At 68.0% G+C, this 14,839-nt stretch carries 11 protein-coding genes; 10 read left to right on the top strand and 1 reads right to left on the bottom strand.

Going from position 1 to position 14,839, the window contains the following annotated elements; all coding sequences use genetic code 11:
- Positions 1-136 precede the first annotated feature (136 nt).
- Complete coding sequence (locus F9B98_RS11915) at positions 137-1,873, top strand: ABC transporter substrate-binding protein (protein ID WP_150957633.1); 1,737 nt, start codon at positions 137-139, stop codon at positions 1,871-1,873.
- A gap of 3 nt (positions 1,874-1,876) precedes the next feature.
- Here F9B98_RS11915 and F9B98_RS11910 read toward each other — a convergent pair whose 3' ends face one another.
- On the bottom strand, positions 1,877-2,731 hold the full coding sequence (locus tag F9B98_RS11910) for a CPBP family intramembrane glutamic endopeptidase (RefSeq protein WP_150957631.1): 855 nt from the start codon (positions 2,729-2,731) through the stop codon (positions 1,877-1,879).
- 164 nt (positions 2,732-2,895) lie between these two features.
- On the opposite strand from F9B98_RS11910, the gene F9B98_RS11905 reads away from it, so the two are divergent.
- The 9 genes from F9B98_RS11905 to F9B98_RS11865 all read left to right on the top strand — a co-directional run bounded on the left by F9B98_RS11905 (position 2,896) and on the right by F9B98_RS11865 (position 14,790).
- Entirely contained in the window at positions 2,896-4,515 is a 1,620-nt protein-coding gene (locus tag F9B98_RS11905; protein WP_225310319.1) for a peptide ABC transporter substrate-binding protein, read from the top strand.
- Between the two features lie 165 nt (positions 4,516-4,680).
- Positions 4,681-5,610 carry an ABC transporter permease gene (locus F9B98_RS11900; RefSeq protein WP_150957629.1) on the top strand — a complete coding sequence of 310 codons (930 nt, stop codon included), beginning with the start codon at positions 4,681-4,683 and terminating at the stop codon, positions 5,608-5,610.
- Complete coding sequence (locus F9B98_RS11895) at positions 5,600-6,547, top strand: ABC transporter permease (protein ID WP_150957627.1); 948 nt, start codon at positions 5,600-5,602, stop codon at positions 6,545-6,547. Before F9B98_RS11900 ends, F9B98_RS11895 begins: the two co-directional genes overlap by 11 nt.
- Entirely contained in the window at positions 6,544-8,208 is a 1,665-nt protein-coding gene (locus F9B98_RS11890; protein WP_150957625.1) for an ABC transporter ATP-binding protein, read from the top strand. Before F9B98_RS11895 ends, F9B98_RS11890 begins: the two co-directional genes overlap by 4 nt.
- Before the next feature lie 38 nt (positions 8,209-8,246).
- Complete coding sequence (locus tag F9B98_RS11885) at positions 8,247-8,795, top strand: PH domain-containing protein (RefSeq protein ID WP_225310318.1); 549 nt, start codon at positions 8,247-8,249, stop codon at positions 8,793-8,795.
- 220 nt (positions 8,796-9,015) lie between these two features.
- Positions 9,016-9,996 (top strand): ABC transporter permease, encoded by a 981-nt coding sequence (locus F9B98_RS11880; protein ID WP_150957620.1) that lies wholly within the window; start codon positions 9,016-9,018, stop codon positions 9,994-9,996.
- A 1-nt stretch (position 9,997) separates the two neighbouring features.
- Complete coding sequence (locus tag F9B98_RS11875; protein ID WP_150957618.1) at positions 9,998-10,921, top strand: ABC transporter permease; 924 nt, start codon at positions 9,998-10,000, stop codon at positions 10,919-10,921.
- On the top strand, positions 10,914-13,106 hold the full coding sequence (locus F9B98_RS11870; protein ID WP_191966803.1) for an ABC transporter ATP-binding protein: 2,193 nt from the start codon (positions 10,914-10,916) through the stop codon (positions 13,104-13,106). Before F9B98_RS11875 ends, F9B98_RS11870 begins: the two co-directional genes overlap by 8 nt.
- A 4-nt stretch (positions 13,107-13,110) precedes the next feature.
- A complete protein-coding gene (locus F9B98_RS11865; protein ID WP_191966801.1) occupies positions 13,111-14,790 on the top strand; it encodes an ABC transporter family substrate-binding protein in 1,680 nt (559 codons plus the stop codon).
- Positions 14,791-14,839 lie beyond the last annotated feature (49 nt).

Genomic DNA, 14,839 nt, shown 5'->3' with positions numbered 1-14,839 from the left:
GCCCTCGACGAGACGGCCTCCCGCCGACACCCTTTCCGCACGTCGCGGTCGGGCTGAGCGGGGGTGCCGTCTCGTCGTGTCCAGCAGCGCGCGGCAGACCGGGAGATCCTCAGGGGGCGTTTAGTAAAGTTCCCCTGTGCACCACGGGCTGAACGATGTTCCTCGACCGACTCGACGCCGTGGCGGCCCCGGACGGGTGATCGCCCTCCTCGTGGCCGCCGGTCTCGCTCTGGCCGGTTGTTCGGCGGCCGACCCCGCGCCCGAGCCCGCCAAGGAGCAGCGGACCAGCCTCACCGTCGGCGTCGTCGGCTCGCTCACCAGCTTCAACGCCGCCAGCGCCACGGGAGATACCGCCGCCAACCGGGCGGTGTCGGCCCTGCTCGACGAAAAGCTCGGCTCCCTCGACGGCAACCTGCAGGTCGTGCCCAACAACGGACTCGGTCGCATCACGCGCGTCGAGGGCGACCCCCTCACCGTGAGCTACGAGCTGTTCTCCGACCGCGTCTGGTCGGACGGCACCCCGGTCACCCTCGACGACCTGCTCTTCGGCTGGGCCGTCACGTCGCACTTCTTCGACGACGCCACCTACGACGCCAACGGGCAGGTGGTCTCGGGCACGCGCTACTTCGACACCGCCCTCCCCGCCGACCCCAACGCCCGCACGACGCGTCCGCGCCTCGACCGGGCCAACGACACGCTGATGCTCACCTACGACCAGCCGTTCGCGGACTGGAACCGTCAGTGGTTGCTCGACCGCCCGGTCCACGTCGTCGCTCAGCGCGCCGGCGTGAGCGTCAAAGACCTCCTCACCGCCATCCTCACGGCGCCCGAGGGCGATCCGCAGGCACCGGTGGCCCCGAACCCCGTGCTCGCCGCCGCGGCCCAGGCGTGGAACACCGGTTTCGCCGTCTCAGCGGACACCGACCCCGCCGGTGTCGTCTCGTCGGGCCCCTGGACGGTCTCCGAGATCACGGCCGACACCCTGCAGCTCGCTCGTCGCGACAGCTACCAGGGGGCGCACTATCCGGGGCTCGAGGGGCTCACGGTCCGGTTCTTCCCCGATCGCGCGGCGCAGCTGTCCGCGCTCGAAGCGGGGACGGTGGATGTGGCCAACGTCGGCGACCTCGACGTCGCCGAGCAGAAGACGCTGACCGATGCGGGCTACAGCGTGCAGGTCGGCCCGACGTCCGAGACCCTTCAGCTCCGCTTCGCCACCTCCACGGCATCCGATCTGCGTCAGGCGATGACGCTGTCGCTCGACCGCGCGTCGCTGGTGCAGGACGTCCTCGGCTCCGTGCGTCCCGACGCCCAGCCGCTCCAGTCGTTCCTGTCCTCGCCCGCCACCGGTCAGCTCTACAACGACCTCGTCTCGGGCAACGGGGCGCCGGGCACCGGTCCCGATGTGAACGGCGCCCGCTCGGCGCTGGGCGACGGCGCGGCCGTGTTGCGCGTGGCCTACGATTCGACCGACGCCACCTCGTCGCTGGTGTTCCCGCGCCTCGTGTCGATGGCGGCCAAGGCCGGGATCGCCGTGCGCGCGGCCACCGCGACGGAGACTCCGGATGCCACGCTCTCCTGGGTCGGAGAGGATGAGAGCCTCTACCGGTCGGCGCGTGACCGCATCGCCGAGGGTATCGACGGCGGTGACACCGAGGAGCTCTTCGACGACCTGACGACGCACACCGACCCGGTCGACGTGCTCGCCGAGGCGAAGCTCATCGATCGGTCGCTGTTCGCCGCATACGCGGGCGTGCCGTTGCTCGAGCGCACGGGCGCCGTGGTCAGCGCCGCGGGCGTCGGGGGAGTGACCTACACCTCCGAGCCCGACGGTCTGCCGCCGGCGTTCTGGACCTGGTCGCCGCCGCAGTCCTGACGCTCAGGAGGTCGGCGACGGTGCGGGGGTGGGGGCGAAGATCCCGGGCCACCAGGCTGCCGCGAGGGGGTACCCCACGAAGGCGACGATGTCGATGATCGTGTGCGCGATCACCAGGGGCATCACCCGACCCCACCGTTTGTAGCACCAGCCGAACACCAGGCCCATGACGACGTTGCCGAGTGCCGAGGGCCAGCCCTGGTAGAGGTGGTAGCTGCCGCGCAGCAGGGCCGTCGAGACGATGATCCACGTCCACGACCAGCCGAGACGCCGCAGACGGTCGAAGAGGAAGCCGAGGAAGATGACCTCCTCGGTGAGGCCGGCGCGCAACGCGGCGAGGATGAGCAGCGCGATAACCCACCACGACGAGTCCAGCGGAGCGGGGATGACCGCGATGCTCTGCCCGATGGCTCGGCCGATCGCGTAGACGCCGATGCCGGGGGCACCGATCAGGACCACGAGCAGGACGCCGCGGGTCAGGTCCGTCCCGAAGCGGCGGAAGTCGAGCCCGATCCGACGCAGCGCATTGTTCGCCGGCTCCCACAGCAGATAGACCGCCAGGGCCACGAGGGCGAGCGAGAAGAAGATGTCCAAGAACTGGTAGATCGCGTCCCACAGCGGTTCCGCGCTGCGCGACGGGTTGAGCTGCGTCTGCTGCTGCGAGATCGGTGCTCGGGTCGCCGCGCGCACGAACGAGACGACCGAATAGATCGCCGACTGGCCGACGCTGACCAGGAGCACGATCGCGATCTCCCAGCCGAGCCGCTTCCGGCGGTAGCCGTCGGAGCGCTCCAGCGTAGGAGGATACGTCCAGTCCGCGGAACGAGCGAAGTGCCCCCGCTTGTCAGATTGCTCCATCGAGACCCTCTAGAGTAAATGCTGTGTAACGTTTTTCAGAGAAGTTTGGGGCACCTGGGTAAACGTGCCTAGTGTGTTCTCATCCTGCCCGACGGATCTTTGACGTGCCTTGTGCTGCGTGAAAGCCCTGCGCGGGCGACGATCATCCCTTCCCTGGAGGAACTGTGAAGCGCAACAAGATTGCCCTCTCCGGTCTCGCCCTGCTGGGAGCTGTCGGGCTCATGCTCGCCGGCTGCTCGGGCGGCGGAGACAACGGCGGCGGCTCGTCATCGGGCGGCGACGCCACGGCGATCATTCGGACGAACGGCTCCGAGCCGCAGAACCCGCTGATCCCCACCAACACCAACGAGGTCGGCGGAGGAAAGATCCTCGACTCGATCTTCGCGGGTCTGGTCTACTACGACGGAACCGGCGCCCCGGTCAACGACATGGCCGAGTCCATCGTCACCAACGACCCCCAGAACCTCACGGTCACCCTGAAGAAGGGCCAGAAGTTCACGGACGGCACCGAGGTCAAGGCCGACAACTTCATCAAGGCGTGGAACTACGGCGCTCAGCTGTCGAACAACCAGCTGAACAGCTACTTCTTCGAGGACATCGTCGGTTTCAGCTACGACGCGGACTCCGAGCTGACCGGTCTGCAGAAGGTCGACGACTACACCTTCACGATCGCGCTGTCCAAGCCCGCCGCCGACTTCGCGCTGCGCCTGGGCTACTCGGCGTTCTTCCCGCTGCCCGACGCCGCGTTCAACGACATGGCTGCATTCGGTGAGAACCCGATCGGCAACGGCCCCTACAAGCTCGCCAGCGACGGTGCCTGGCAGCACAACGTGCAGATCGACCTCGTCAAGAACGACGACTACCAGGGCGGTCGCACGGTTCAGAACGGTGGCCTGTCCATCGTCTTCTACGCCACCCAGGATGCCGCGTACGCCGACCTCCTCGGCGGCAACGTCGACGTGATCGACGGCGTTCCCTCGTCGTCGCTGGCGACCTTCGAGTCCGACCTGGGCGACCGTGCGGTCAACCAGCCGGCCGCGGTCTTCCAGTCGTTCACGATTCCGGAGCGTCTCGCGCACTTCGGCGGCGAAGAGGGCAAGCTGCGTCGTCAGGCGCTCTCGATGGCCATCAACCGCGATGAGATCACCGAGACCATCTTCCAGGGCACCCGTACCCCGGCCAGCGACTTCACCTCGCCGGTCATCGCGGGCTGGTCGGACTCCCTCACGGGCGCCGACGTGCTGAAGTACGACGCTGACAAGGCGAAGGAGCTGTGGGCCCAGGCCGACGCCATCTCGCCCTGGAGCGGCACCTTCCAGATCGCCTACAACGCCGACGGTGGACACCAGTCCTGGGTCGACGCGGTGACGAACTCGGTCAAGAACACCCTCGGCATCGACGCGTCCGGCGCACCGTACCCGACGTTCAAGGAAGCGCGGTCGGCCATCACCAACCGCAGCATCCAGACCGCGTTCCGCACCGGTTGGCAGGCCGACTACCCCGGTCTGTACAACTTCCTCGGCCCGCTGTATGCGACCGACGCCTCGTCGAACGACGGTGACTACTCGAACCCCCAGTTCGACCAGCTGCTCACCGCCGGCATCGCCGAGACCGACCTGGAGGCGCAGAACGCCGACTTCCAGAAGGCTCAGGAGATCCTGCTGCAGGACCTCCCGGCCATCCCGCTCTGGTACTCCAACGTCACCGGCGGCTACGCCGAGGGCGTGAACAACGTCCAGTTCGGGTGGAACTCGGTTCCGCTGTACTACGAGATCACGAAGTAACCCTTCCGATCTCACCCGCGAGGCGGTGACGGATTCGTCACCGCCTCGCGGTCTGCCAGCCAGGCCTCATCACGACGTGTGATAAAACGGCACGGGTCCTTTTCGGGCCCACGCCCCCCAAGAAAACGTCGGATGAGGCGTTTCCCACGTTCGAAAAGAGAGCGGATGCTCGGCTACATCCTCAGACGTCTGCTGCAGGTCCTCCCCGTGTTCTTCGGGGCCACCCTGCTGATCTACTTCATGGTCTTCGCCATGCCGGGGGACCCGATCCTCGGCCTCTTCGGCGACAAGACCCCCGCGCCCCAGGTCGTCGAAGCCCTGCGCGCGCAGTACCACCTCGACCAGCCCTTCATCGTCCAGTACTTCCTGTACATCGGCGGGATCTTCCAGGGCGACCTCGGCACCACCTTCTCGGGCCAGTCCGTCAACGAGGTGCTCGCCCGCACGCTGCCCGTCACCGGGCGCCTCGCGGTCATGGCCCTCGCCATCGAGCTCGTCCTCGCCGTCGTCGTCGGCACGATCTCGGCGATCCGCAAGGGCAAGCTGTTCGACAACGTCGCGCTGATCATCGCGCTGCTGTTCGTCGCGCTGCCGATCTTCGTGGCGTGCTTCCTCGCCCAGTACTTCCTCGCGATCCAGCTCGGTTGGTTCCGGCCGACGGTGGGTGCCCAGAACAACTGGGGCGACCTGTGGCTGCCGGCCATCGTGCTCGGCTTCAGCCTCTTCGCCACGAGCATGCGCCTCATGCGCGGCTCGGTCATCGACACGCTGAACCAGGACTGGGTGCGCACCGCCTACAGCAAGGGCCTGTCGCGTCGCCGCGTCATCCCCGTGCACGTGCTGCGCAACTCGCTCATCCCGGTCATCACGAACTCCGCGACGAACTTCGGTGTGCTCCTGGTCGGCGCCACCGTCACCGAGGGCATCTTCAACATCCCCGGTGTCGGCAACACGCTGTACCAGGCCACCATCCGCGGCGAGGGCCCCACGGTCGTCTCGTTCGTGACCGTCTTCGTCATCATCTACGTGCTGGTCAACCTCGTCGTCGACCTCCTGTACGGCCTCCTGGACCCGAGGATCCGCTATGTCAAGTAGTCAGTTCCCGGCGCCGCACTACGTCGCGCCGATCAAGACCGAGACCATCTCGGTCGACGCCGTCCGCGTCGCCGCCCGCAAGAGCAACCTGTGGCTCGACGCGTGGCGCGACCTCCGCCGTCGCCCGACCTTCTGGATCGCGCTGGCCGTCATGGCCGTCGTCATCCTCATGGCCGTGTGGCCGACCCTGTTCACCCAGGTGCCGCCGAACAACGACTGCCAGCTGTCCAACAGCAACGGCGGTCCGACGTCGGGTCACCTCCTGGGCTTCACCTTCCAGGGCTGCGACACCTTCTCCCGCATCGTGTGGGGTGCGCGCACCTCGCTGTCGGTGGGTCTGCTCGCGACCGCGATCGGCACGATCATCGGCCTCATCATGGGGTCGCTCTCGGGCTTCTACGGCGGATGGATCGACGCGGTCATCTCGCGCGTCGGCGACATCTTCTTCTCGATCCCCTACATCCTCGCGGCCATCGTCGTGATGAGCGTGTTCTCGCAGTACCGCAACGTCGTCACCCTGGCGTTCGCGATCGGCGGGTTCGCCTGGGCGTCGACGGCGCGCGTCGTGCGCGCCGAGGTGCTGCGTGTGCGTCAGGCCGACTACGTCGCCGCGTCGCAGGCGCTCGGCCAGACGCGGTTCAAGACGCTTCTGACGCACGTCATCCCGAACGCCATCGCCCCGCTGCTCGTGGTCACCACGATCAGCCTCGCGGCGGCCATCGTCGCGGAGGCGACCCTGTCGTTCCTCGGCGTCGGCCTCGGCGGCGACACCATGTCGTGGGGTAACGACATCAGCCAGGCGCAGCAGTCGCTGCGTATCGCGCCCGCGGCGCTGATCTGGCCGTCGATCGCCCTGACCGTCACGGTGCTGGCCTTCATCCTGCTGGGCGAGCTCATCCGAGACGCCATCGACCCGAGAGCGAGGGCCCGCCGATGAGCGACGCCACTATGACGCCGCTGCTGTCCGTGCGCGACCTGAAGGTCGCGTTCGAGGGAGAGGGCGGAACGCGCGAGGTCCTCCACGGAGTCAGCCTCGACGTGTACCCCGGCCAGACCGTCGCCATCGTCGGCGAGTCGGGCTCGGGCAAGTCGACCACCGCATCGGCGGTCATCGGCCTGCTCCCCGGAACCGGTCACGTCACCGCCGGCAGCATCACGCTCGACGGGCGTGAGCTGACCGACCTCACCTCGACGCAGTTCGAGTCGGTGCGCGGCAAGGACATCGGCTACGTCCCGCAGGACCCGATGTCGAACCTCAACCCCGTGTGGAGCATCGGCTTCCAGGTCAAGGAGGCGATCCGTGCGAACGGCATCGCCACCGGCCGTAAAGAGATCGAGAAGCGCGCGATCGAGGTGCTCAAGCAGGCCGGTCTCGCCGACGCCGAGCGTCGTCTGCACCAGTACCCGCACCAGTTCTCGGGCGGTATGCGCCAGCGCGCGCTCATCGGCATCGGCCTCGCGGCCGACCCGAAGCTGCTCATCGCCGACGAGCCGACCTCGGCCCTCGACGTGACGGTGCAGCGCGTGATCCTCGACCACATGGCATCCCTCACCCGTGAGCGGGGGACGTCGGTGCTACTCATCACGCACGACCTGGGCCTGGCCGCCGAGCGTGCCGACACCATCGTCGTGATGAACCAGGGCGAGATCGTCGAGTCGGGACCGAGCCGCGAGATCCTCGAGAACCCGCAGCACCCGTACACGCAGCGACTCGTCGCGGCCGCGCCGAGCATCGCGTCGCAGCGCATCCAGGCGAAGGTCGAAGACCGCGGCATCCTGCGCGAATCCGACATCGACGCCCCGGCGACGGTCAAGGTCACCGACCTCGTCAAGGAGTACAAGATCCGCCAGGGCGGGTTCCGCAGCGAGCAGTTCCGCGCCGTCGACGGGGTCTCGTTCGAGATCCCGCGCGGCAAGACGCTCGCGCTGGTGGGCGAGTCGGGTTCCGGCAAGTCGACGATCGCCAAGATGGTGCTCAAGCTCGAAGAGCCCACCTCGGGCTCGATCGAGGTCGACGGCGTCAACACCGGCAAGCTGAGCGCGAAGGACACCTTCAACCTGCGCCGCCGCATGCAGCCGGTCTTCCAGGACCCGTACGGCTCGCTCGACCCGCTCCGCAGCATCGGCAACCTCATCGCCGAGCCGCTCAACATCCACAAGGTGGGCGACAACGCTTCGCGTCGCGCGCGTGTGGAAGAGCTGCTCGAGCAGGTCGCGCTGCCGCAGGAGCTGGCATCCCGCTATCCGAACGAGCTGTCCGGCGGACAGCGTCAGCGTGTCGCCATCGCGCGCGCGCTCGCGCTCAAGCCCGACATCCTCGTGCTCGACGAAGCCGTCTCGGCGCTCGACGTGCTGGTGCAGGCGCAGATCCTCCAGCTGCTGGCGGAGTTGCAGTCCGAGCTCGGCCTCACCTACCTGTTCATCACGCACGACCTCGCCGTCGTCCGCGTCGCCGCCGACCTGGTGTGCGTCATGGAGCGCGGCAAGCTCGTGGAGCAGGGGACCGTCGACGAGATCTTCGCCCAGCCGTCGCAGGAGTACACGCGTCGCCTGCTCGACGCCATCCCCGGCGCCTCCCTGTCGCTGGGCGGCGCGTGACGCGCGACGAGCGCTTCCGGGGCGCGGAGCATCCACGGGTGTTCCGCGCCCCGTCGTCGATCGTCGGGCTGATCGTCGCCGCGGTGCTCGCCGTCGTCTTGTTGGGGGATGCCGCGCTCCGCGCCGGCGTGGGCGAGATGCTCCTGCTCGCGCCCTGGGTGCTGTTGGCGCTGTGGGCCGTCTACGCCCTGCTCTTCGCCCCGCACGTGCGCATCGACGCCGACGGCATCCGCGTCCACAACCCGCTGCGTATCGTGGACATCGCCTGGGCGCGCATCAGCGACATCGACATGCGCTGGCAGCTCGAGGTACGCACCGACGAGCCGCGCGTGGTGAAGGCGTTCGGCGGCCCCGTCGCCGGTCGCCCCGGTCGCCCCGCGTTGCGTCGAGACGACGCCCGTGGTCGCCGCGAGCCCCCGGCCGTCCGCGACCTGCAGCTGATCCAGGAGGCGTGGGAGTCCGCTCGCGCGTCGGCTCCGAAGAGCGGCGTCGTCCGCCGCGCGTGGGACATCCCCTCGGTCATTTCCCTGCTGGTTCTCATCTGCTGGGTTATGATCGCTTTGTTCATCTCAGGCGGTCTTGGCTGAGCGCGATGTAGCTCTCGACGAAGTCCGCGGTGGCAAAGCGCCATGTAAGAGCTTTGTTACGGTCGTGAAAAGTGTGTTCCCCCGGCATGCGTTTCATGGATAGCCGACGTAGGGTCGCTGAAGATCCTTAGCCAGGCAAATGAATCGGCGGGGGTCTCGAAGGCGAGAGGACCACCATGATGCTCACCCCCGACGTGCTCCGGACGGGTTCGCGCACCTCATGACGCTGTACGTTCTGCGACGGTTTCTGAACTACGCCGTCCTGAGCCTGCTCGCGACGTGCCTCGCGTACGTGCTGGGCAGCGCGCTGCTGCGGCCCCAGGATCGCTTCTACGGCATGAATCCGCGTCCGCCGGAGGACTCGATCATCGCGAGCCTGAACGCGCTGGGTGCCAACCCCGACGTGCCGATCCTCGTGCGTCTGTGGAACTGGCTCGTGAACCTGTTCACGAAGTTCTCGCTCGGCACGACCATCGGCGGTCAGGACGTCATGACCGAGATCGCCACGCGCGCCGGCACGAGCCTGCGCCTGCTGCTGATCGGTTCGCTCATCGGAGCGGTCGTCGGCGTGCTGATCGGCGTGTGGGGCGCGGTGCGCCAGTACCGCGCCACCGACCAGGTGACGACGTACGCCTCGTACCTGGTCTTCGCCACCCCGACCTTCGTCATCGGCGTGCTGCTCATGATCGGTGCGACGAACCTCAACAACGCCGCCGGCACGCAGCTCATCCGGTTCACCGGCGAGTACACCGCCGGGGTCGAGGGCTTCTGGCCGATGATCGCCGACCGCGCGGTGCACCTGCTGCTGCCCACCCTCGCCCTGGTGCTCATCAGCGCCGCGTCGTACTCGCGCTATCAGCGCAGCATGATGCTCGACGTGCTGGGCGCCGACTACATCCGCACGGCACGCGCGAAGGGGCTGCCGCGCACGCAGGCGCTCTTCCGTCACGGCGTGCGCATCGCGCTGATCCCGATGTCGACGTTCTTCGCCTACAGCTTCGGAACGCTCATCGCCGGATCCACCATGCTCGAGATCGTCTTCTCGTGGCGGGGCATGGGGCAGTTCCAGCTCAACGCCGTGACCCAGCAGGACATCAATGCCGTCGCGGGTTCCACCCTCTTCGTCGCGGTGCTGGTGCTGCTGTCGTCGACCCTGTCCGAGGTGCTCTACGCCGCACTCGACCCGAGAGTGAGGAGCTGACATGACCATGCAGGAAGAGGCCCTGGACGGATCGCTCGTCGCCACGAGCCCCGTCACCCGCGACCGCAAGCCGCTGTCGCGCGGAGCGCTCGTGCGCTCGCGTCTGCGCAAGATGCCCCGCTTCTGGGTGGGGGCGAGCATCCTCGTCTTCATCGTGCTGTGGGCGTTCATCGGCCCACTGCTCTACCCCTACGACTCCACCCAGCGCGACTTCCTCAACGTCGGCCTCGGCCCCACCCAGCTGCACTGGTTCGGCACGAACGGCATCGGTCAGGACATCTACGCCCAGACCCTCGTGGGTCTGCAGAAGTCGCTCATCATCGGCGCCCTCGCCGGCATCGGTGCGACGTTGATCGCGGCGGCCGTGGGCTCGCTCGCCGGCTACCTCGGCGGCAAGATCGACGCGGTCATCGGGTGGCTGATCCACCTTCTGCTCGTCATCCCGTCCTTCTTCATCCTGGTGCTGCTGAGCCCGCTGACCCGCGGCCTGTCGTGGCTCGCGCTGACGTTCTTCCTCGCGGTGTTCAGCTGGATGATCCTCGCGCAGGTGGTCCGCAATCAGACCCGGTCGCTGCGCAACCGCGACTTCGTCCGCGCTGCGCGGTACATGGGCATGCCGACCCGGCAGATCCTCGGCCGCCACATCATCCCGAACATCGCGTCGCTGCTCATCATCGACGCGACCCTCGGCATCGTCTCGGCCATCATGGCCGAGACCTCGCTCAGCTACTTCGGCTTCGGCGTCCAGGCGCCCGACGTCTCGCTCGGCACGCTGCTCGCGTCGGGCACGTCGGCCGCGGTGACCCGCCCGTGGCTGTTCGTGTACCCCGCCGGCGTGCTGGTCGTGCTGCTCCTGGCCATCAGCCTCATCGGCGACGCCCTGCGCGACGCCATCGACCCCACCTCGGGAGCGAACCGTGACTGACACCCGATCCGCCACCCTGCTGTCCTCGACCGGCCGCTCGCCGCTGCTGTCGGTCCGCGACCTCAGCGTCACCTTCCCGCAGCGCGACGGGGCTCCCGTCCGCGCGGTCCGCGGAATCTCGTACGACGTGCACGAGGGCGAGTTCCTCGGCATCGTGGGCGAGTCCGGGTCGGGCAAGAGCGTGTCCTCCCTCGCGGTGATGGGCCTGCTGCCCTCGAACGCGCAGATCGAGGGCGACATCCTGTACGACGGGCGCTCGCTCCTCGGCATGAACGACGGCCAGCTGTCGAAGATCCGCGGAGCCGAGCTCGCGATGGTCTTCCAGGACCCGCTGTCGGCGCTGACCCCCGTCTACACGGTGGGCGACCAGATCTCCGAGGGTCTGCGGTTGCACGACCGCACGCTCAGCGCCCAAGCAGCGCACGCCCGCAGCGTCGAGCTGCTCAAGCTCGTCGGCATCCCGGATGCCGAGCGACGGGCCCGTGCGTACCCCCACGAGTTCTCGGGCGGGATGCGCCAGCGCGCCATGATCGCCATGGCGATCGCCAACGACCCGCGCGTGATCATCGCCGACGAGCCGACCACCGCCCTCGACGTCACGATCCAGGCGCAGATCCTCGAGGTGCTGCAGAAGGCGCGAGAGGTGACGGGTGCCGCCGTCGTGCTCATCACGCACGATCTGGGCGTCGTCGCCGGTCACGCCGACCGCGTCGCCGTCATGTACGCGGGCAAGCTCGTCGAACGCGGCACGGTCGACGAGATCTTCCACGACCCGCACATGCCGTACACGGTGGGACTGCTGCGCTCGGTGCCGAACATGCAGACGGCGGGCTCGCATCGACTCGTCCCGCTCGAGGGGCGTCCGCCGTCCCTCGCGGCGCTGCCGAAGGGGTGCCCGTTCGCGGCGCGCTGCCCGATCGCGATCGACGCGTGCCACGACGTCGAGCCCTCGCTCGAGGTGCACGGAACCGACCCCGACCACGTCGCGGCGTGCATCCGCTCCGGCGAGATCGCCTCGGGCGAACTCGAGCGACCCGCGATCTTCCCGCGGCCCGAGGCGCTGGGGGAGATCCCGCCGCTGCGTCCCGATGTGACCCCCGCCGTCGAGGTCACCGATCTCGTCAAGCACTTCCCGCTCATGAAGGGCGCCGTCTTCCCGCGTCGCGTCGGCACGGTCCGCGCCGTCGACGGGATCTCGTTCTCGATTCAGCCGGGTCGCACGATGGGCCTGGTGGGGGAGTCGGGCTGCGGCAAGACCACCACGATCCTCGAGATCATGGAGATGGTCGCTCCGCAGGGCGGCCGTATCCGCATCAACGGCACCGACGTCGCGACGGTGGGTCGCAAAGACAAGGCGGAGCTGCGCAAGGGCATCCAGATCGTCTTCCAGGACCCGATGGGCGCGATCGACCCGCGCCTCCCGGTCGGCGAGGTCATCACCGAGCCGCTGCTGGTTCAGGGTGTGCCGCGCGCGGAGCGCGACCGCAAGATGCGGGAGCTGCTCGACCTCGTCGGGCTGGACCCGAACATGTCCGACCGCTATCCGCACGAGTTCTCGGGCGGCCAGCGTCAGCGCATCGGCATCGCCCGAGCACTCGCGACCGACCCGGCGGTCGTCGTCCTCGACGAGCCGGTCTCGGCCCTCGACGTGTCGATCCAGGCCGGAGTCATCAACCTGCTCGAAGACCTGAAGGAGCGGCTCGGGCTCTCGTTCCTCTTCGTCGCGCACGACCTCGCCGTGGTCCGTCAGATCGCGGACGACGTCTCGGTGATGTACCTCGGACGCATCGTCGAGCAGGGCCCCGTCGACGAGGTGTTCGACGACCCACGGCATCCGTACACCAAGGCCCTCATCTCGGCGGCGCCCATTCCCGACCCGCGCATCGAGCGCGCACGCACGCGCATCCTGCTCGACGGCGACCTCCCGAGTCCCACGCAGGAGATCTCGGGATGCCGCTTCCGCACGCGGTGCCCGCTCTATCGCCTGCTGCCCGACGCCGACCGGCGCCGGTGCGACAACGACGACCCGGGCTTGCGCTCTCAAGCGCACTCCCAGGTGGCGTGCCACTACGCCGAACGGTCCGACCTCGTCCTCGAGACGGTGTCGGCCGGTTCCCCCCGAACGTCCCCGACCGACGGCACCATGTCGCCGGGGGCCCTCCCCGATCACCAACGAGAGGATTGATCACATGAGAATGCGTAAAGCGAAGGCTCTCAGCGCTCTCGCGCTGCTGAGCGCCGCCGCCCTGGCGATCGCCGGGTGCGCGCCGGGCAACACCGCGGCTCCCTCGGCCAACCCCGAGGACCAGAATTCGTTGCCCTCGACCGCGTGGGTGCGCGCCGATGCCGCCGACGTCAAGGACGGCGGCACGCTGACTCTCGCTGTCGACTCCATGCCCGTGAACTGGAACAACTTCCAGATCGACGGCAACGAGGCCAACACGAACAACATCGCCGCCGCGATGCAGGGTGGGCCCATCCGCATCGGCGAAGACGGCAAGCCGATCGTCGACCAGAACTACGCCTCGTCCGTCGAGCTGACCAGCACCGACCCGCAGAAGGTCGAGATCAAGCTCAACCCGGATGCCAAGTGGGAAGACGGCACGCCGATCACGGTCGCCGACTACCAGGCCACCTGGAAGGCCAACAACGGCAGCAACCCGGAGTACGTCGTCATCTCGACCACCGGGTGGGACCAGGTCTCCTCCGTCGAGCAGGGCACCGACCAGTTCGACGTCGTCATCACGTTCTCGTCGGTCTTCGCCGACTGGCAGAGCCTGTTCGGCCAGGTGCTCCCCGCGAGCGTCGCCAACGACCCGAACACCTTCAACACCGGGTACCTGACCAAGGCGCTTCCGTCCTCGGGCCCCTTCAAACTCGCGAGCTTCGATTCCACGGCCGGCGTCGCGACCCTCGAGCCGAACCCGAACTGGTGGGGCGCCAAGCCCAAGCTCGAGTCGGTCGTCTTCCGCGCCGTCAGCCAGAGCCAGCAGGGCACCTCGTTCAGCAACGGTGAGATCGACGCGCTCAACATCAGCTCGAACGCCGACCTGTACCAGACGGCTCAGAACGTCCCGGGCGCCGAGATCCAGGCCTCGAACGGTCTGACCTGGACGCACATCACGATGCGCGCATCGAGCGGACCGCTCGCCGACGTCAACGTCCGCAAGGCGATCGCCTCCATCGTCAACCGTGGACAGATCGCTCAGAACGCGAACTCGCCGGTCGGCGTCCCCGCCATCACGCAGGGCAGCTACATCTTCATGCCCGGCCAGGACGGTTACACCGACGACTCCCTGCCGTACGACGTCGACGCGGGCACCAAGTACCTCGAGGACGCCGGCTACACCAAGGACGGCGACTCCTGGACCAAGGACGGCACCGCGCTGTCGTTCAAGGTGACGGTCCCCGCCGACACCACGACGAACATCCAGCGCGCCGAGCAGATCCAGGCGGACCTGGCCGAGGTCGGCATCCCCGTCGAGCTCGTCTCGGTGCCCGTCGGAAGCTACTTCTCGGACTACATCATCAAGGGCGACTTCGAGATGGTGACGTTCTCGTGGCAGGGCACCGCCTACCCGATCTCGTCGAGCCGTTCGCTGTTCACGCCGGTCGACTCGGCGCAGAACTACACCGGCATCGCCGACCCGCGTCTGGACGCCCTGTGGGCCAAGGCCAACTCGGAGCTCGACCCCGACGCGCGTCTGCAGACCGCCCAGGAGATCGACAAGGTGCTCTGGGAGTCCGTGCCGATCATCCCGATCGCGCCGCTGCCGAATGTCTACGCCGTCAAGCAGGGTCTTGTGAACTGGGGCGCTACCCAGTTCGAGACCATCGACTGGACGATCGTCGGCTTCGCCAACAGCTGATCCGGCGACCATGAGGGGCGGGATCCTGCGGGATCCCGCCCCTTTTCCG

It is taken from the genome of Microbacterium testaceum StLB037 (assembly GCF_008763945.1).
GTDB classification, from domain to species: domain Bacteria; phylum Actinomycetota; class Actinomycetes; order Actinomycetales; family Microbacteriaceae; genus Microbacterium; species Microbacterium testaceum_G.
Note: the sequence above shows the minus strand (reverse complement) of the source record. Positions and strands in the feature narration are given on the sequence as shown.

Bases quoted from the DNA above. Each gene is read 5' to 3' on its own strand.
- F9B98_RS11910 (WP_150957631.1), bottom strand. From the start codon at position 2,731: ATGGAGCAATCTGACAAGCGGGGGCACTTCGCTCGTTCCGCGGACTGG.
- F9B98_RS11900 (WP_150957629.1), top strand. From the start codon at position 4,681: ATGCTCGGCTACATCCTCAGACGTCTGCTGCAGGTCCTCCCCGTGTTC.
- F9B98_RS11895 (WP_150957627.1), top strand. From the start codon at position 5,600: ATGTCAAGTAGTCAGTTCCCGGCGCCGCACTACGTCGCGCCGATCAAG.
- F9B98_RS11890 (WP_150957625.1), top strand. From the start codon at position 6,544: ATGAGCGACGCCACTATGACGCCGCTGCTGTCCGTGCGCGACCTGAAG.
- F9B98_RS11880 (WP_150957620.1), top strand. From the start codon at position 9,016: ATGACGCTGTACGTTCTGCGACGGTTTCTGAACTACGCCGTCCTGAGC.
- F9B98_RS11875 (WP_150957618.1), top strand. From the start codon at position 9,998: ATGACCATGCAGGAAGAGGCCCTGGACGGATCGCTCGTCGCCACGAGC.
- F9B98_RS11865 (WP_191966801.1), top strand. From the start codon at position 13,111: ATGAGAATGCGTAAAGCGAAGGCTCTCAGCGCTCTCGCGCTGCTGAGC.